This window comes from Endozoicomonas sp. ALE010 (assembly GCF_049310165.1).
Taxonomy (GTDB): domain Bacteria; phylum Pseudomonadota; class Gammaproteobacteria; order Pseudomonadales; family Endozoicomonadaceae; genus Endozoicomonas.
The window spans coordinates 48308-66719 of record NZ_JBLYNV010000015.1; the positions used below are offsets into that span (position 1 = coordinate 48308).

Below are 18412 nucleotides of genomic sequence, written 5' to 3' on the forward strand. Positions count from 1 at the left end.
CCCGCTACTTTTTACCGGAGCCTGTAATCGAACTCATCAGGTTAGATACTGACTTTTTAAAGTCTTCAATGGCCGAAACACCCAGCTTTTTAACATCCACCAGGTGTGGCTCTGCCTTGTCCAGGTACTCATCAAGATGATCGACTTCTTCATGCTGCATATCCTGCCGCTCAGCCTCCAGCTCTTGCTCAAGGCGTTTCAGGGTTGCCTTGACCTCTTTGATTTGGGCTTTCAACTCCTTCCTGTGTGCCTTGTATTCCTTGAGTGTTGTCATCATGTCCTCCTCAGGCAGTTATCGCGATCAGGATAGCAGGTAAAATGAAAAAGACACCCACCACATAGGCCAGCACCATCCATTTATTCCGGCTGGCCACCAGGGCAAAACGACGGGCAAGCCTTGGTGGTATATTACGAAGGAATGGAAGATTGTAAATCAACAGTACGGCTGACACATTAAACAACAGATGGACAACTGCTATCTGCAGGGCAAAGAATCCCATGGCTCCCTGGACTGCTGTCGCCGCCAGCAAGGCTGTGACCGTAGTGCCGATATTGGATCCCAGGGTAAATGGATATATCTCCTTGAGCTTGAAGATGCCATTCCCGGCAAGAGGTACGATCAGACTGGTACAGGTTGAGGATGATTGAACGGCAATGGTCATCATCATGCCGGAGAAAATACCCGTAGCAGGTCCCTGCCCAACGGCTTTGTGCATAATCTGCTTGGCTTTACCCACCATCAGATGCTTAAGCAGTTTGCCAAGATAGATAATGGAAATAAAAATAAAGGCCAACCCCGTCAACGCCAGACAGACACCCGCCCACAGGTCCGGCAAAGAGCCATAGAGCCCCTTGAACAGGTCTACAGAAGGCCCTGTAAGCACTTTGACAAAGTTCAAACCTTTGATGCTGACAGAGTCGCCGCCAACCAGCAGTCCGGCCAGAAAATCAGACGACTTTGACAGGAACCCTGTCATGATCTCCAGCGGTAGAAAAATAATAACCGCCATCAGATTGAAAAAGTCATGAACGGTAGCCGCAGAAAACGCACGACGAAACTCTTTTTTCTTACCGATGTGGCCCATACTGACCAGCGTATTGGTCACAGTGGTACCAATATTGGCCCCCATAATCATCGGGATGGCGGTGGCAACCGGAAGACCTCCGGCAACAAGGCCAACAATCACCGAGGTCACGGTACTGGATGACTGAACAACCGCGGTTGCCAGTGCACCTGCCACCAGCCCCATCACCGGGTTGGTGGCAAAAGCAAATAACTGTCGGGCACCATCAGCACCACCAGAAGCCCACTTAAAGCCAGAACCTATCATCCCGACAGCGACCAGCAATAGGTAGATCATCAGCGCAACAAATAGCCACTGAACAACCTGACTTTTCGATTGCGTCGACTCGGCTGTATAACTGGGTTGCATTTGAACATCCTGCAAGGTGAATAAACTCGACTATCCAGAAATAACACTGGATGTCACGGCATCAAACTGGATTACCGAAAAAACGATTGTTCCATTGAAGGGGGACAAGCATAAAGAAACTGTAAAGGAGTCTCAAGCCTGTCCCGGAGAGAATTGAAATAAGAAAGCCAGTGTCGGTTACTCCAACATTCCGGTGTCAAATAATCAGACCAGCTCTCTGACCAGTAACATCATCCCCTGGTTGCCCGTTACCGAGACTTTGCTCCCTTTAGCGACAGATCTGTCCGATTCCACCTTCCAGAGTGTATCACCAATGGCAAGTTTACTCTGCCCGGCTGGCAAGTCATGCTCAAGTACAATGGTCCGGCCTATTAACTGCGATGCCCGATTATTTAATTCAGGGCTGTCGCTCTTGTTGTTCACTTTGCGGAACAGCTTCCAGTATGCCAGTGAGAACAACAAACTGCCGGTTCCAAACATCACCAGCTGAATGGGCCAGCTCGTATCAGGCACCAGCCAGAGCCACAAAGCGACAACCGCAGCAGCAGCGGCGCTGCCCAGCAGGAAACCACCCGCGCCCAGCGCCTCTGCGCCCAGAAGCATAAAGAGCAGAATCAACCAATGCCAGGGTTCCAGGGTAATAGCAATAGTCATCAGGCCTCCTTCTCACTTCCCTTTTTAAGAGTGGCCTCTCCCACCAGCTCCTTAATACCGGCGATTGAGCCAATCAGACTACCAGCCTCCAGGGGCATCATGATCACTTTATTATTCTCCGCAGACGCAACGTCTTTCAGAGCTTCTACATATTTCTGGGCAACAAAATAGTTAATTGCCCGATGATCACCTTCCGCAATAGCCTTGGACACCATAGAGGTTGCCACCGCCTCGGCTTCTGCCAGACGTTCCCGGGCTTCCGCTTCCCGCCTGGCGGCTTCAAGCTCACCTTCCGCCTTAAGGATCTGCGCCTGCTTTTCACCCTCGGCTACTTTAATGGCCGCTTCGCGGGCACCTTCCGCCTCAAGGATCTGGGCGCGTTTATCCCGCTCAGCCTTCATCTGCCTGGCCATGGCTTCCACCAGGTCCGCAGGCGGGGCAATATCACGCAACTCAATACGGGTCACCTTCAAGCCCCAGGGATCGGTGGCTTCATCCACTTTGATCAGCAGGCGTTCATTAATTCGATCCCGGTTGGACAGCATTTCATCCAGTTCCATGGACCCTAATACCGCCCGGATATTGGTCATCACCAGGTTTTTCATGGCACGATCAAGATCGTTCACCTCATAGGAGGCTTTGACCGCATCCTGGACCAGGTAGAAACAGACTGCATCCGTGGTCACCTGAGCGTTATCGGCACTGATCACCTCCTGGGGCGGGATGTCCAGAACCTGCTCCATCATGTTCATTTTTTTACCAACCGTATCAATCACCGGCACAATCACATGCAGCCCGGGCGTTAACGTACTGGTGTATTTGCCAAATCGCTCGACGGTGTAGTTATACCCCTGGGGGACAATTCGTACACCGGTTGATATAAGAACAGCAATAAGGACAACAAACACAATTGCTGTGATTTCCATACCCATAGGAGGCTCCTGTTTACAGACTTTATTTATTCTCACACGAAGTCCGACTTATGACATCTCATAAGGCATGACTGCACCTTAGTCTCAAAAAAATTGGAATAGCCGGTGGCAATCAGGCCTGAAAAAGAGTTTATCATCATATTTTTGACCTATGCGTTAAAAGTCGCGGTTTTTATATTGTATGTATTGTTGCAAAACTTCTTTTAACGCTCCCTTCGTTGCCCCCCCTATGCGCTCCCTTATGCGCTCTGCGTAAGCGAAGTCATTCTGCGATTCTGGTGCCCCCTTATGCGCGCCCTTTCCCGCGCTGCGAAAGCGGGATCATTCTGGTAGCGTTCCCTTCGGCGAGCCCTCTGGCGTGCCTTTTTTCGCTCGACGCCATCGGGGTCATTCTGACAGCGCTCCCTTTCGCGTTCCTTTATGCGCTCCCTTTTGCGCCTGGTGAATGCAGGATCTTTGCTAAGTATCCTCAGGCGCTCCCTTTCGCGCGCTGCGTAAACGGGATCATTCTGGTAGCGCGCCCTTCGGCGCGTCCTTCGACGTTCCTTTTCGAGCTCAGCGTATTCGGGGTCATTCTGGTTGTTGTTGACAACGGATGAGATTTGCGGGGTTGATTGATCTGTATCTGTCGGAGGCTGAATCAGAAAACACTGATTTTCAGGAATATCTGTGTGGGCATGATCATTATTTAACGATTCGATTCTGACTGGTAAGTAAAATAGTTGATCTTCTTTATTAATATTATCAACGCTGGCTATCGACCTTTTTTCCAGCCGGGTAGCATCAACTGGATTATGAAAAGGCACCGTCGATTGCTGAAGGCACTTTTTAGCAGTTTCAGCAGTACGCATAGCACATAGAATAACAGCAGCTTCTATGATGTCCCGGGAGAAGGCCGCACCTGATGCATGAGATTTGGAAAAAGGAGTACCCTGCAAACAGGATAAATGATCAGAAGCTGCATTTAATTGAGCAAAGGTAGCAGGTCTTTCCATTGAATTACAGAATTGTTGAATTTACCTTAAGACCATTCTTTCTTATAAAAGTTCATCCCTGAAATACTCTGTCTAATATTTATTCAGTAGTGGGTTAAAAGCCTGTTCGGGCATGAATATCACCCACCGAATACAACTTGTTGATCAAAAGGCCAGCAACTATATAGTTAGTGCATTTTTTACCTTGCTGGCCAATTAATCTTTGTTCTCAAGACCGGGAGGCTGTCCGGGAACGATGACAGATTCACATAATACATCCGTCGATCAAGGCTACTTCATGCCAAAACACTTGAGGATAAAGGCATAGTTAAACGCTTCTTCATCAATCCATTCATAACGCTTGCTGGCACCCGCATGGCCTGCGTGCATATTCATGTTCAGTAGCAGCAGGTTATCGTCGGTTTTCAGCGCCCTTAAGCGTGCCACCATCTTGGCCGGTTCCCAGTAGGTGACCTGCTCATCGGATATCCCGGAGTTAAACAACATCGGAGGATAATCCCTGGCCTGCACATTGTCATAAGGCGAGTACTGCATAATGTAATCAAAGTCGTCAGCACTGGTGACCGGGTTGCCCCACTCTTCCCATTCCGGTGGTGTCAATGGCAAGGATGCATCACTGATGGTGTTAATAACATCAACAAAAGGCACATCGGCCACCACGCAACCAAACAGATCCGGACGCAGGTTGGCAACCGCTCCCATTAACAAGCCACCGGCACTGCCACCATTAATGGCAATCTGCCCTTTATCGGTATAACCCTGTTTGACCAGATACTCCGTAGCATCAATAAAGTCATTGAAGGTATTCATCTTATGACGCATTTTGCCATTGAGATACCACTGATAGCCCTTTTCATCTCCGCCACGAATATGAGCCGTTGCATAAACGAACCCACGATCCACCAGGCTGAAGAGCCTGGATGAAAAACCAGCGGTCATGCCATAACCGTAGGAACCGTAACCGTAAACCAGGGCACGATGGGAGCCATCCTTTACCAGACCTTTGTTATGAATAATGGTGACCGGAATACGCTCACCGTCCCGGGCGGTGGCATACTCCCGCCTGACCTCATATTTTTCCGGGTCAAAGCTGGGTGTTTCCCGGGTATAGACCGCTGTGGTTTGCACGGTCTTCAGATCCAACTCAAGAACGGTACTGGGCATAACCGGTGAGGAGTAATCCAGCCGGACGGTTGTAGCGTTATGATCCCAGTCACCGGAAAAATCCAGTTCATAGGCTTCGTCAGGCATGGATACCCTCTGCCGGGTACCGGATACCATATCCTGTACCACCAGCTCATCCAGCGCTTTGTCGTTATTTTTCTGCTCAATAATCAGGTAATGATTGTAGAAATGAATATCGGTGAGGCTGAGCGTGTTGCTTTCCGCCTGAATCAGATGCCAATGCTTCTGCTGCCACTGGTTTACCGATGTCTTATACAGCTGGAAGTTATTGGCACCATGAAGATTGGTGAGAATATAGAAGTCATCACTGTCGCCATCAAGATAGTGATCAAGGCTGAACACCACATCATCAGTGCCATGGGCAAACAGACGGAAATCGATCGCCGCGCGGGGAGAAACATAAACCACCTGACTGGAGCCACTGTTGAGATACACCATAACGTATTCACGGTCTGTGGTTTCTGCCAGCGAAAGAAACATCCCGTCAAACTCATCAGGTTTGGAGAACACCAGCGCTTTCTTTTCCGGTCCCTGATGGATATTGATTTTATAGACATGTTTACCACGGGCCTGCTCATCACGCTCCACCACCAGAAGGTGCTCATCATCTATCCAGAGTATGGAGCCGGTACTGTTATGGTAGATCCACTCACTGTCCTGCCCACTCGCCAGATTCCGAACCCGAATGCTTCGCTCCATGGAGCCGGTGAGATTATAACCATAAGCAAGAAAAGTATTTGCCCGGTTGGTGATGGACGGGCCAAACATATAGAGGTCCTTGCCATCTGCCTCCTGGTTAACGTCCATATAAACCACTTCAGGCAGATCCATCGAGCCATGGCGACGACAGAGAATAGGATAGTTCTTCCCCTTCTCTTCACGGTAATAATAGAGAAAATCTCCCTTTTTAACCGGCCAGGACTGATAGTCTTCTTTTATCCGGGACAGAATTTCCTGATAAAGCTGCTCCTGAACGACCTTGCTGTCTTTCATTTGGGCATCTTTATAATCACTTTCAGCGTTAAGATAGGCCAGCACCTCCGGGTTTTTAAAATCCAGATCGCCTGCCACAATCTTCTGCCAGTGCTCATCCCGCAACCAGTGGTACTCATCGATACGGGTCTGGTCGTGCTGAATAATGGAGTGTGGAATTTTTTGAGCGACCGGTGCTTTCAAAGGGATCTCCTCAGAGGCAGATAATGTCAAAGCCAGTGTCAGTAAACACAATAAACGGTTTGCCAGCATACCACGGCCTATGAGGAAAAAACTCAACAGTTAAGAGCAAATGAGTTTGATGCGTACAATCTCCTTTCAAGAGCAAATGAGTTTGATACGTACAATCTCCTTTCAAGAGCAGATGAGTTTGAAGCGTACAATCTCCGTTCACCCTGAGCAGAGTCGAAGGGTGATTGGCACAGTCTTTATTAAGGGTATTGTTGAATGCCTTTCGTCCGTGCATCCTGAGCGGAGCCGGAGGACGCTCAGGGTGAACGGAGTTTGGATGTCAATGGAAGAGGTCCATCAATTACATTGAAGCCGTCCACCAGTTAACGGCGATATACAGAGATAGAGAGATTAGGAAGAAAGCATAGAATATATGATTGGATAATATCATTCAAAACCACGACAACACTTTCTCATTATCAATACATAATGAAACAAAGCGATCATAGTTGATGACTTCAAACGGCGCAGACACCACCACCCCGCGGGCCTTTGCATCAATATCCAGCACATAAACAGCGCAGCCATCCGGCAGAGCATTCAACGGGCTTGCCGGTGACAGCAGTTCATAAACAGCGTCTTCAATCAACAACACAGAATCGCCGCTGACAACAGCACGAACACAGAGAGCCATCGCCTGACCAGGCTTATTAACGGTATGCAGCGTACTCATCAGAAATTAAACACCCTGGAATGCTGTTGGATAAACAGAGACAACTCGCCCCCGGCAAGCACTGCCACCCCTGCCTGAAGCGCATCAGGACTGATACCCCGTTCCTCCAGAGACTGCTGATCCACATAAATGGTATCTATGCCATACAGAGGCAGCACCTGAAGCATGGCAGCAAGATTCTTACGGGGAATGTCACCGGCCTCCTGCCCTTGCAATAACTGATAGACCCCATCGCCCATCAGTAAAAGGCTGGTCTCAATATCATAAGAAGCGGATACCAGTGCCGTATCAAGCGCCTCACGGGCCGACTGTCCACTGTAAGGAGCCCGGCTGGAAATAACACACACAGAATGACTCATCTCAGGCTCCAAAGGTGATCAGGCGATCGGCCATCAGTGCGCCATCAAGCAACTGCCCCAGACCGGAAAGCTCATACCCCTTGCGGAGATTATGACCAGGCAGATCATAACGGTCAGATTCTGACTGATCCACAATACCCCGCCTTAATGCCGCCGCAATACAAACCACGGCATCCAGATTATGCGCCTGGATAAACTGCTGCCACTCTTCAGGTAGGTTGGACTCATCCTGGGGTGGCTGGGCAATGGCGGTCGCCGTATTCACCCCATCCTGATAAAAAAACAACCGGACAATTTCATGCCCCCCGGCCACCACCGCCCGGGCAAAGTGCAATGCATTTTGTGGTGCCTGACTGTTGGCCGGAGCGCCATACACGGCCAGTGCAAACTTCATAACAATAACCTTGCGTTAACAGGAAAAAAATAGCCAAACAAAAAAAGCCCCACCAAATGGCGGGGCCCGCTAAAAGCAAAATCAAACATCAGTCGTCACTACTGGCACCCAGCAGGTGGAGCAGCGCAGTGAACAGGTTATAAATATCCAGGTAAAGGGAGACAGTGGCACGGATATAGTTAGTCTCACCACCGTGGATAATACGGCTGGTGTCAAACAGGATAAAACCGGACATCAGCAGTACAATCAGGGCAGACAGCGCCATGCTGGCAGCAGGGATATTAAAGAAGATCAGGGCAATACTGGCGACCACAGCGACAATCAGGCCAACCATCAGGAAGCCACCCATAAAGGAAAAATCTTTGCGCGTGGTCAAAACATAGCCAGAGAGGGCAAAGAACACCACGGCAGTTCCACCCAGGGCCTGCATGATCAGGGATGGACCATTGGCCATACCCAGGTAATGGTTAAGCATTGGCCCCAGGGCAGCACCCAGCACACCGGTAAAGGCAAAAACAGCGACAATACCCTTGGCAGAATCAGCGGTCTTGTTAACCACGAACAGCAGGCCAAAACCGACCAGAGAGAGAACCAGTGCCGTCATCTGGCTGATCTGCAGAGCCATGGCAACGCCGGCGGTGACAGCACTGAATAGCAGAGTCATACCCAGCAGCATATAGGTATTGCGCAGAACCTTGTTGATTTCAACGCCTGCACCCAGGCTGGTAGAAGCAGCGGTCATTACGGGTTTGCGATCCATCTTTGTCATTCCTCTATATAGATGTAATACCAGTCATTATATCAGACCAATTTACTGGGGCTATAGTTTTAACAATTCCTGACATTTTGCCTCCTAGTACATGGTTTCAATGAGTTTGACGTGTACAACCTCCGTTCACCCTGAGCGGAGTCGAAGGGTGCTTGGCACGATCTATCAGAGTCCGGAGTTTCCGCCCTTCGACAAGCTCAGGACGAACGGAGTGCGGAGGCACGACAACCCGTCAAACTCATTGAAACCATGTACTACATGTACTAGATGCTATCTACTATTTTTCAAATTTCCTGAGCTGGGAGCATAGAAAAAGATTACCGTTTATCAAGGCGTTGACAGAATTCTGATTTCAGGTACTATTCCTCTCGTCGCGGAGGGATGGCTGAGCGGTTGAAAGCACCGGTCTTGAAAACCGGCGAGGGTTAATAGCCCTCCCAGGGTTCGAATCCCTGTCCCTCCGCCATATCAGCACTCTTTTCTTTCATTCTTCGTGACAGAAAAATCATCCTTGGAGGGATGGCTGAGCGGTTGAAAGCACTGGTCTTGAAAACCAGCGAAGGTTAATAGCCTTCCCAGGGTTCGAATCCCTGTCCCTCCGCCACTTCTTAATTCCCCGGCTTTATCAGTCATAACCTTCTGAATTGCAAGACCTCTTCACCCCCCATCACTGTACACCACCCTATCTCGCTATATGTTTTACCCCCCCTATACCACTGAAACCCCCTTTACGGTAACCTAACGACCATTTACTACTAATGGGCCGACAGAAGCACCAGGTTAACAACCCCCCCGCTTGCCCGCCCCGCCACCGGTTACCCTTTATGTCGCAAAAACTCACCCTCGAAACCCTGGAATCCTGGCTCTGGGAGTCCGCCAATATCATGCGCGGCTCCATCGACAGCTCCGACTTCAAGAACTACATCTTCGGCCTGATCTTCCTCAAGCGGCTGAACGATGTATTTGAGGAGCGTGTCGCCGCCATCATGGACGATGAAGACTGCACCCGTTCAGAGGCCATGGCGATTGAAGAGGAAGAAGGTGACTACTTTGTGCCGCCGGATGCCCGCTGGGATTACATTATTGAGCGCACCGAAAATATCGGCGAGGTGATCGACGAAGCCTTTGGTGATATTGAAGCCCGCAACAGCTACCTGGAAGGTGTGCTCACCGCCATTCAGTTTGGCGACAAAGCCAAGCTGGGCGATGATTTGCTGGCCCGCCTGCTGCGCCATTTCAACCGCTACAACCTGGGCAACCTGCACCTGTACAAGGCCGATATGCTGGGCGATGCCTACGAATACCTGATCAAGCAGTTTGCCGACGACGCCGGCAAAAAAGGCGGCGAGTTCTATACCCCGAAGCCGGTGGTGCAGCTGCTGGTACGCCTGCTGGACCCGCAGCCCGGCGACACGGTGTACGACCCCACCTTTGGCAGTGGCGGTATGTTGGTGGAGAGCGCCCACCATGTGGCCGAACTGCCCGGCGGCCAGATCATGGGGCGGCCGAATGTGGCGCTCTATGGCCAGGAGCGCAATCTGGGCACCTGGGCCATCGGCAAGCTGAACCTCTACCTGCACAATATGAATGCCGACCTGCGCCGGGGTAATACCCTGGTGGAGCCGCTGCACCTGGAACAGGACAGTGTGCGTGTATTCGACCGGGTGATTGCCAACCCGCCGTTTTCCGCCAAACAGTGGTGGACGCCGCTGGAAGTCAACCTGAAAACCAAAGTGGGCAAAGACGGCAAAGAGAAAGAGGTGGCCCCCAACTACAAGAAAGAGGTCTACGACCGTTACGGACGCTTCGGTTACGGCATCCCGCCCCGTGGCTATGCCGACCTGGCCTTTGTCCAGCACATGCTGGCCAGTCTGAAAGACGATGGTCGTATGGCGGTGGTACTGCCCCACGGCGTGCTGTTCCGTGGCGGTGAGGAGGGCAAGATTCGCCAGGGCTTGCTGAAAGGCACCAGCGAGCAGCCCGGTGACCGTATTGAGACGGTGATCGGCCTGCCGGAGGCGCTGTTCTATAACACCGGTATTCCTGCCTGTGTGTTGGTTATCAATAAACAGAAGCCCGCCAACCTTAAGGACAAGGTGATCTTTATTGATGCCAGCGGTGAGTTTGCCGAGGGCAAGAACCAGAACAGTTTGCGGGTGCAGGATATTGACCGTATTGATGAGGCGCATAGTGCGGCTTTTCATAATGGTGTGGAGGAGGAGAAATATTGTCGTTTGGTGCCGATGGGTGAGATTGCTGGGAATGATTACAACTTGAATATTGCTCGGTATATCGATACTTCGGTGGCGGAGGTGGCGGTGGATATTGCTGGGGTGCTTGGTCAGTTGGCAGTTATCAGTGGGCAGTTGGCAGAAGTGGATGCTGAGTTGGATGGGTATTTGAAAGAGCTGGGGCTATTGGCGTCAACTACTGATATGGAGGTCGTATGCTGAATAAAGCTACTTCCGGTAAATGGATATCGGGTGACGTTTTTGATTTTCTGGAGCTAAAACGGGGTTATGATCTACCAGTTTCTCAGCGTGAAAACGGTGCATATCCCATCATCGCATCCAATGGTCTACTCGACTACCACAGCGAATACATGGTCCAAGGCCCAGGGGTAGTTACAGGTCGATCAGGTACCATTGGCAAGGTTTATTTTGTTAACGGCAATTATTGGCCTCTAAACACCGCTCTTTATGTCAAAGATTTTAAAGGGAATGATGCATTATACGTGTCTTACTTTTTGAGAGCTTTAGAGCTGGAAAAGTATGGCACGGGCACTAGTGTTCCCACACTGAACCGCAACGATGTTCACAAAGTAAGAGTCGCATTTCCCCCACTACCCGAACAGAAAAAAATCGCCCGCATCCTGTCGTCCGTCGATAGCAAGCTAGCCCTGATCGACCAGCAGATCACAACCACCCAAAGCCTGAAAAAGGGGTTGATGCAGAAGCTGTTTACCCAGGGTGTCGGCACCCAGGATGCTGATGGCCGATGGCAGCCGCATACCGAGTTTCAGGAAACGGAGTTGGGGCGGGTGCCGATGGCATGGATTGCGACCTCATTTGCAAAGCTCAAACAGGATGGAGTCATTGATTCAATTCAAGACGGTAATCATGGCGAAAAACATCCTGTATCGACTGACTTTGTAAGCGAAGGAATACCCTTCATCATGGCAAACTGTATATCGAAACAGAATAAACTGGATACCAACAAAGCTGCAAAAATCAGTAGAGAGCAATATTTAGGACTACGCATTGGTTTTTCAAAAGCCAGAGACATTCTTCTCACTCACAAGGGAACCATTGGCCTAACAGCACTGGTAGATAAGGATCACGGTGAAATTATGTTAACTCCTCAGGTGACTTACTACAGAGTGCGTGAAGAGCAATCATTACTGCCAGAATATTTACATGCATATTTTCAAAGTCCGAATTTTCAACAAAAACTAAAGGTGCTTGCTGCACAATCAACACGTGCTTATCTGGGTATAACGGAGCAATCAAAACAATTGTGTATTATTCCGTCTATCACAGAGCAGAAAGAAATCGCCTGCATCCTCTCAACCGTTGACCGCAAACTGGAACACCTGCAAACCCAAAAAGCCCAAACCCAACAACTAAAAAAAGGCCTGATGCAAAAGCTCCTGACCGGCCAAATCCGCGTACAGCCCGACCCGCAGGACAACTAACCATGGATAACCCGGAACTGGAAGGCGTGGAAAAACCCGCCATCGCCTGGCTGGTCAAACTCGGTTACACCCATCTCAGCGGTGCCGAGGTGGGCCGCCAGCAGGCGCACCGTCATATGGCACCCATTCTGGAGGATGTGCTGGCTGAACAGTTGTTGCGCCTCAACCCGTGGCTGGCGGCGCTGCAAAAAGAGAACGGCAACAGCCCCACCGCCACCATCCTGCGGGAGCTACGCAAATTCTGGCAGGAGAACCTGCTGGAAGCGAACCAGAACGCCTGGGCGTCGGTCATTCATGGCAGCAATATCCAGATCAAGGATGCCCGTGGCCGTGCCCACAGCGTCCGCTTTATCGATCAGGGCAACCCCGCCGCCAACCGCTTCCATGTAGTGGATCAGTACATTGGCAGCAACAGCGAGGGCGATGAGTTCCGGCCGGACCTGCTGCTGTTTATCAACGGTCTGCCCCTGGCGATGATCGAGTGCAAGGCCAGCCATATCAAACTGAGCAAAGGCATTAACCAGCTGCTCGCCTACCAGAACAGCCACCCGCGCCACTTTGTCTTTAACCAGGTTTGTGTGGCCATTAACCGTGGTCAGGCCCGTTACGGTGCCATCTACACGCCAGAAGCCTTCTACTTTCGCTACCGGCTGGACGATGCCGAAGAAGCGGTTGTACGACAACGAATTGGCACTGAACCCAGCGAACAGGACCGCCTGCTGTGGGCGCTGTTTGAGCCGACCCGCTTTGTGGAGCTGGTCTGCCAGTTTGTGCTGTTTGAAGTGGAAGACGGTCGCACCATTAAAAAGCTGCCCCGTTACCAGCAGTGGCGGGCGGTACGCAAGACGCTGGCACGGCTCACCAAGGCTGATAGCAACGGAGTGATTGGTAGTGCTGGTACTGGCGGTGTGGTCTGGCACACCCAGGGCAGCGGCAAGTCCCTGACCATGGCTTATCTGGCCCGCTACCTGCGGGCTGAAAGTGTTGGCCTGAATAACCCCAGCATTCTGGTGTTAACCGACCGCACCGACCTGGACCGGCAGATTTTCAACACCTTCACCAATATCGGCCTGCACCCGCTCAAGGCACCGTCGGTGGCGGGGTTACAGCAGATGCTGGGCAACGACTACGGCAGCATTTTCACCAGCACCGTGCAGAAGTTTCAGGAGCACGATGGCAAACCCATCAAAGCCGCCCGGCACGACCCGGAAGAAGACAGTGCCGACCACAAAACCCGTATCCGCCGGGTAGAAGACGGTGGCAACTATTTTATCTGTGAGGACAGCAACACTCACTTCGGCCGACTGGACGACACCGGAACACCACTGCCACCGCTCTGGCAGGAGATCAGCCGGGAAAAGGTCGATTTTCTGGTGCTCTCCACCAAGCCCAACTTTTATGTATTGGTGGATGAAGCGCACCGCAGTCAGTACGGCTTTCTGGCGGCGTTTATGCGGGCCAGCCTGCCCAATGCCAAGTTTATCGCCTTTACCGGCACCCCCATTGCCAAACACGACAAAGACACCCTGCGGGAGTTCGGTGCCGGGGACTATATCGACACCTACCGTCTGGACGAAGCCGTGGCCGATGGTGCCACCCTGCCCATCAAATACCAGGAGGGCATGACCGAGCTGACCACCGATGCCCAACTCGATAGCGCCTTTACCGATACCTTCGGGCAGGAGGACGAAGGTCGCCAGGCGAAACTCAAACAGGCGCTGCTGAAGAAACGACGCACGGCAAGTGATCGTATCGAGGCCAATACCCGGCATCTGGTTGATCATTTTCTGTCGTCGGTAAAAGCCCGGGGGTTCAAGGGCTTGCTGGTGTGCAACGGCCGGGAGATGGCGGTGCGTTATAAAGACACCCTCGACCGGCTTATGGCGCAACGGGCCGCCAATGGCGAGGAGACCTTCGAGAGTCGGGTGGTGATCTCCCTGGGCAATATCACCGAGAGCCGCACCGGTGCCGATCAGGTGCAGGAAGCCGCTGGCCAATACCAACTGGATAAAAAATCGCTGCAAACCATCGAGGAGCGCATCAAGGCAGAGCGCAATGCCGGTCAGGTGCCGGTGGCGGTACCCAGCGATGAGATTCCCGCGCTGGTCAACAACCTGTTCAAGAAACCCTACGGCGATGAAAGCCAGAATGACAGCAATGCGCCCGATGGCCAGGGCATCCGGTTTTGCAATATTGGCCTGCTGATCGTCTCCGATATGCTGCTGACCGGCTGGGATGCGCCCATTGTCAGCACCCTGTACCTGGACAAACCCCTCAAAGAGCACACCCTGCTACAGGCCATCGCCCGGGTGAACCGCACCCGTAAAGGCAAGAATGCCGGGTACATTGTCGACTATTACGGCGTCGTCGAGTATCTGGACGATGCCCTGAAAATCTACAGCGGCGACGTGCAACCGGAGCAAATCTGGACCGATATCAACAGCGAGCTGCCAAAGCTCGAAGCAGCGCTGCAAAAGGTGCTGGACCTGTTGCCGAAAAAGCATGATCCGATCCAGGAGCCAGAACCCTTCAAGCGTGATGCGGAGCAATACCTTGACCCGGACGTACGACTGGATGTGGTGGATGATTTTCTTGCAGCTTTCAAGGCGTTTAATGCCCGCCTCGATACCGTACTCCCCGATCAACGGGGTGCCCGCTACAAACCGTTCTTTCAGGTGCTGGCAGCGATCAAGGATGCGGTGCGCCAAAGCCTGCCCGATGACGCTTACCAGCAGCCACTGAGCCAACTGGAGTCGGCCCTGCTGCAACAACTGCTGGATGATTACATCGCCACCGATGAGGTTCGCAGCCTGATCGGGCGAGAAGTCTCCATTCTGGATGCCGGTGATATGGAGCGCCTGCGCAAGCTCAAGGCCGCAGGCAGTCAGGCGCTGGTGATGAAGAACCAGCTTAAGCACACCATTGCCGTGGGCATGCGCAAGAACCCCGGCTTCTTCGGAAAATTGCAGGAGGCACTGGAGCAACTGCTGGCGGACGAAAAAGCCAACCGCATTGAGCAGGCTGCGTTTTTGCTGCAACTGGAGCTGTTCTGCCAGCAGGTGCGGGAGAAAGCAGCGGGCGGTCAGCAGGCCGGGTTCAATACCCCGGCCAAGGTGGCGGTTTTTGACTATCTGCGCAGCCAACTGAACGACGATGGTGAAACCGCTGCCGTGTGGACACAAGCGCTGTTTGCCGATCAGGAAATCAGCCAGACCATCGCCAGCCCGGTATGGCAGGAGAAAACGGAGATTCACAAACCACTGCAAACCTGTATTCGCAAACAGCTGCGAACCCTGGCCGGTTGGGATATGACCGTGGCTCGTCAGCACGCCACCGAACTGCTACATATATTGCTGAACAACTGACAGGACGCCCACCACCATGCCGCTGATTGCTTACGGGACAACCACCATCGAGTGGATTTTTCAGGCCGAACCGGGGCTGAAGCGGCACTACATCACCGTCGAGCGCGGTCGGCCGGTGTTGTTGCGAGGCAGAGCCATTCCTGAAGCCGAACAGCGGCAGTTAATCCGCCAGCGGGCCCGCTGGATTCGGGAACGATTGAAGGAAGTGAACCAGCCTTGCAAGGAGATGTACGTCACCGGCAGCCGGATTCTCTACCGGGGCAAAACCTGGTACTGCCAGGTGCAACCCGCTGCGGAACTGAGCAAGCCGGTGATCCGCTTCAGTAACAGCCGTTTCTTTATTCAGTCGCCCCAGGGGTACAGCATTTCCCGCAAAGCCCTGAAACCGGCGCTTGAGGGGTTTTATCGTGATAAAGCCAAAGAGAAACTGATGCCCCGCATTCGTCACTGGCAACGGGCAACGGGTTTGCAGGCGGTCTCGGCCCGGCTGTTCAAGTTCAAAGGCCGGTGGGCCAGTTGTTCCGATGATAATATCCTTGAGTTTCACCCCCGCTGTATGGAGTTGTCTCCGTCAGTGTTGGATTACGTCATTGTCCATGAACTGTGCCATACGGTGGAAAAGAGCCATAATCCGGCATTCTGGCTACTGGTGGAAAAACATTACCCACACTGGCAGCGGTGCCATGGGGAGATTGAGCGGTTGGGGGTGGAGGTTTAAACAACCCCTCACTGCTACGACAACTGAATTGTGCGCTCAATTTTAACTGCCGATTTATTCTCACAATCCTGCTTGTTAATTTCAAAGCCGCCAATCATCAATCCTTCACGGCCAAAGTATGAAAAAGCAAAAGTACCACCAGCATCCATAACTCTATTGATATCTGCATCTCTGCAAACCTTAAGGCGAACACTGGTAAGCAAATCTCCATACAGCCAATCAGGGTCAATTTCAGCCGCTTTGTAGTTAACAAACGTATGACAATAAATGAATTTTGCAGCAGGTACTGCCTTTATCCGGTCTGACCGTGTTTCTTTATTGATCATCACAGGAAGACCAATGACAGCATGGATAGACAGACCAACAGTCCTGTTTCAGCGTCTTGAACAACTACCCTGACTAATCACCAATAGCATGACATCCGTGCTATCATGTCAAAATGATCATTTCTTTCAGAGATAAGGCCACTGAGGATTTGTTTAACGGCATCGCGTCCCGTCATGCTCGTAAAGCCTGTCCTCAGTCACTGTTACGTCTTGTTCGCCGCAAGCTGGATCAGCTTGATTCGGCGGTATCGCTTGATGACCTGAAAGTGCCGCCAGGCAATCGGCTGGAGGCATTGACCGGGGATCGCAAAGGCCAATACAGCATCCGGCTTAACGATCAATACCGGATTTGTTTTGTCTGGAGCGACTCTGGTCCGGCTGATGTTGAAATCACGGATTACCATTAGGAGGCTATGATGACGCGTATTCCAACCAACCGAGCGCCCACTCATCCTGGCGAAATGTTGCGGGAGGAGTTTCTACTGCCAATGAACATCACCCAGCAAGAGCTTGCTGCTGCGATTCATGTCCCTTATCAGCGGGTTAATGAGCTAGTCAATGGCAAACGGGGGCTTACCCCGAGTACAGCCCTGCGCCTTGCCCGTTTTTTTGGCATGTCCGCAGACTTCTGGCTAAACCTCCAGCAACGATGGGATCTGTTCAAAGTACAGCAGGCTGAGCAGGATGATATTGAGCGTATAGAACCCGTCCAACAACAAAAGCAGGCCTGAACTTTTCGTCTTTATACCAGAGAACTACTAAAGATTACTGTTCGATAGTACGATGAAAGACTAACAAACCTCATGGAAAGAGATAATGAAAATAACAGAGAGAACCGAAGCCGCCAGAGGAGTCTACGCGGAAACTTTGCAGTCGCACAAAGGCCCTATGAAAAAAATGAAGGCTCTGGCCAGTGCTGCGAATTGCTTCTTCAACCGTCGGAAAGTACAAAACTGGCAAAAATCGAATACAGCCACTATTTCTCAGGCTCCCACAGCTCAGGAGCCAGAAGCGCTGGTAAAGACAAACATCAAAGAGCGCACCGCAGCCCCTTCAGATATGCAGGCTGAATTAAAATCGGTATTGGCAAAAAGAGCGTTAACCGGGGAATCGCAGGGCAGTGACAGCGAGTTCGAGGCTGAATATGATTCTGCCGGTACAAAAGAAGACAATCAGGAAGCGTCTGTTACGGAACCAGAGAAAATAACGAAACAGCCTGAATCCGCAGACGACAAACTTATACCCGGCGGGGTGGAAAGGCTTAATCACCAGGCTGCGCATGACAAAATTAAAGTTCGCCCGCAAAAGCGCAGACCCCCTACCCGCAATCCCGGCCGTCACTGATGGACAAAAGGCAGGGCTTTAAATTATGAGCATTGATAGAAGAAAAATAACGTTAAGCCCCATAGGCAGCACAAAAGAGAGCAACAAAAACAGCACCTGAACGAACAACAAAGGCAGCGCCAAAGGGTGCAAGAAGGCTGCTTAGTAAAAAATCCCGTTTACGCAGAGCACTGAAGGACTCACCGAAGGGTGTTCCATAAATAAGGAACTTTAACAGGATGAAGTGGTCTTAACCTATAATTCAATAATCCAATGAACATATTTAACCCAGACCCAAATAATATTTCTGGAATTTCCTATTTTCAGGAGTTGCCGGGAAATTACTTACCAACAACTGTAGCTTCAGG

The 18412-nt window shown here is 51.5% G+C and carries 18 protein-coding genes and 2 tRNA genes; 9 read left to right on the top strand and 11 right to left on the bottom strand.

What is annotated here, in order from left to right; genetic code table 11:
- Positions 1–4: 4 nt before the first annotated feature.
- From ACO6UY_RS08750 to ACO6UY_RS08795, 10 genes are all read right to left on the bottom strand, one after another.
- The gene (locus tag ACO6UY_RS08750) at positions 5–277 is read right to left on the bottom strand and encodes a hypothetical protein (RefSeq protein ID WP_422459805.1); all 273 of its coding nucleotides are present in this window, start codon (positions 275–277) and stop codon (positions 5–7) included.
- Positions 278–284: 7 nt separating this feature from the next.
- On the bottom strand, positions 285–1433 hold the full coding sequence (locus ACO6UY_RS08755; protein ID WP_422489658.1) for a Na/Pi symporter: 1149 nt from the start codon (positions 1431–1433) through the stop codon (positions 285–287).
- 204 nt (positions 1434–1637) lie between these two features.
- Positions 1638–2087 (bottom strand): NfeD family protein, encoded by a 450-nt coding sequence (locus ACO6UY_RS08760; RefSeq protein WP_422489659.1) that lies wholly within the window; start codon positions 2085–2087, stop codon positions 1638–1640.
- Complete coding sequence (locus ACO6UY_RS08765; protein WP_422448186.1) at positions 2087–3013, bottom strand: SPFH domain-containing protein; 927 nt, start codon at positions 3011–3013, stop codon at positions 2087–2089. Before ACO6UY_RS08765 ends, ACO6UY_RS08760 begins: the two co-directional genes overlap by 1 nt.
- Before the next feature lie 245 nt (positions 3014–3258).
- Positions 3259–4014 carry a hypothetical protein gene (locus tag ACO6UY_RS08770; protein WP_422489661.1) on the bottom strand — a complete coding sequence of 252 codons (756 nt, stop codon included), beginning with the start codon at positions 4012–4014 and terminating at the stop codon, positions 3259–3261.
- A 270-nt stretch (positions 4015–4284) separates the two neighbouring features.
- The gene (locus ACO6UY_RS08775; protein WP_422489663.1) at positions 4285–6375 is read right to left on the bottom strand and encodes a S9 family peptidase; all 2091 of its coding nucleotides are present in this window, start codon (positions 6373–6375) and stop codon (positions 4285–4287) included.
- A gap of 439 nt (positions 6376–6814) precedes the next feature.
- Positions 6815–7096 (bottom strand): sulfurtransferase complex subunit TusB, encoded by a 282-nt coding sequence (gene tusB / locus ACO6UY_RS08780; RefSeq protein WP_422459812.1) that lies wholly within the window; start codon positions 7094–7096, stop codon positions 6815–6817.
- Complete coding sequence (gene tusC / locus ACO6UY_RS08785) at positions 7096–7455, bottom strand: sulfurtransferase complex subunit TusC (RefSeq protein WP_422448194.1); 360 nt, start codon at positions 7453–7455, stop codon at positions 7096–7098. Before tusC ends, tusB begins: the two co-directional genes overlap by 1 nt.
- Before the next feature lies 1 nt (position 7456).
- Positions 7457–7849 carry a sulfurtransferase complex subunit TusD gene (gene tusD / locus ACO6UY_RS08790; protein ID WP_422489665.1) on the bottom strand — a complete coding sequence of 131 codons (393 nt, stop codon included), beginning with the start codon at positions 7847–7849 and terminating at the stop codon, positions 7457–7459.
- 88 nt (positions 7850–7937) lie between these two features.
- A complete protein-coding gene (locus tag ACO6UY_RS08795; protein WP_209201278.1) occupies positions 7938–8609 on the bottom strand; it encodes a Bax inhibitor-1/YccA family protein in 672 nt (223 codons plus the stop codon).
- Positions 8610–8993: 384 nt separating this feature from the next.
- Between ACO6UY_RS08795 and ACO6UY_RS08800 the strand changes: the two genes are divergently transcribed.
- The 6 genes from ACO6UY_RS08800 to ACO6UY_RS08825 all read left to right on the top strand — a co-directional run bounded on the left by ACO6UY_RS08800 (position 8994) and on the right by ACO6UY_RS08825 (position 16395).
- Positions 8994–9084 (top strand) — tRNA-Ser (locus ACO6UY_RS08800).
- Between the two features lie 47 nt (positions 9085–9131).
- Positions 9132–9222: transfer RNA gene (locus ACO6UY_RS08805), tRNA-Ser, on the top strand.
- 220 nt (positions 9223–9442) lie between these two features.
- The gene (locus tag ACO6UY_RS08810) at positions 9443–11071 is read left to right on the top strand and encodes an N-6 DNA methylase (RefSeq protein WP_422489667.1); all 1629 of its coding nucleotides are present in this window, start codon (positions 9443–9445) and stop codon (positions 11069–11071) included.
- Positions 11065–12312 carry a restriction endonuclease subunit S gene (locus ACO6UY_RS08815; RefSeq protein ID WP_422489669.1) on the top strand — a complete coding sequence of 416 codons (1248 nt, stop codon included), beginning with the start codon at positions 11065–11067 and terminating at the stop codon, positions 12310–12312. The genes ACO6UY_RS08810 and ACO6UY_RS08815 overlap by 7 nt, the downstream gene beginning before the upstream one ends.
- Before the next feature lie 2 nt (positions 12313–12314).
- On the top strand, positions 12315–15677 hold the full coding sequence (locus ACO6UY_RS08820; protein WP_422489671.1) for a type I restriction endonuclease subunit R: 3363 nt from the start codon (positions 12315–12317) through the stop codon (positions 15675–15677).
- 16 nt (positions 15678–15693) lie between these two features.
- Positions 15694–16395, top strand: coding sequence for a M48 family metallopeptidase (locus ACO6UY_RS08825; RefSeq protein WP_422459822.1), 702 nt, complete (start codon positions 15694–15696; stop codon positions 16393–16395).
- A 14-nt stretch (positions 16396–16409) separates the two neighbouring features.
- On the opposite strand, the gene ACO6UY_RS08830 is transcribed toward ACO6UY_RS08825, so the two are convergent.
- On the bottom strand, positions 16410–16721 hold the full coding sequence (locus ACO6UY_RS08830) for a hypothetical protein (RefSeq protein ID WP_422448207.1): 312 nt from the start codon (positions 16719–16721) through the stop codon (positions 16410–16412).
- Between the two features lie 113 nt (positions 16722–16834).
- Between ACO6UY_RS08830 and ACO6UY_RS08835 the strand changes: the two genes are divergently transcribed.
- The 3 genes from ACO6UY_RS08835 (at position 16835) to ACO6UY_RS08845 (ending at position 18065) form a co-directional block, all read left to right on the top strand.
- On the top strand, positions 16835–17128 hold the full coding sequence (locus tag ACO6UY_RS08835) for a type II toxin-antitoxin system RelE/ParE family toxin (RefSeq protein WP_422448209.1): 294 nt from the start codon (positions 16835–16837) through the stop codon (positions 17126–17128).
- A gap of 6 nt (positions 17129–17134) precedes the next feature.
- Positions 17135–17452 carry a HigA family addiction module antitoxin gene (locus tag ACO6UY_RS08840; protein ID WP_422448211.1) on the top strand — a complete coding sequence of 106 codons (318 nt, stop codon included), beginning with the start codon at positions 17135–17137 and terminating at the stop codon, positions 17450–17452.
- 85 nt (positions 17453–17537) lie between these two features.
- A complete protein-coding gene (locus tag ACO6UY_RS08845; protein ID WP_422448213.1) occupies positions 17538–18065 on the top strand; it encodes a hypothetical protein in 528 nt (175 codons plus the stop codon).
- Positions 18066–18412 lie beyond the last annotated feature (347 nt).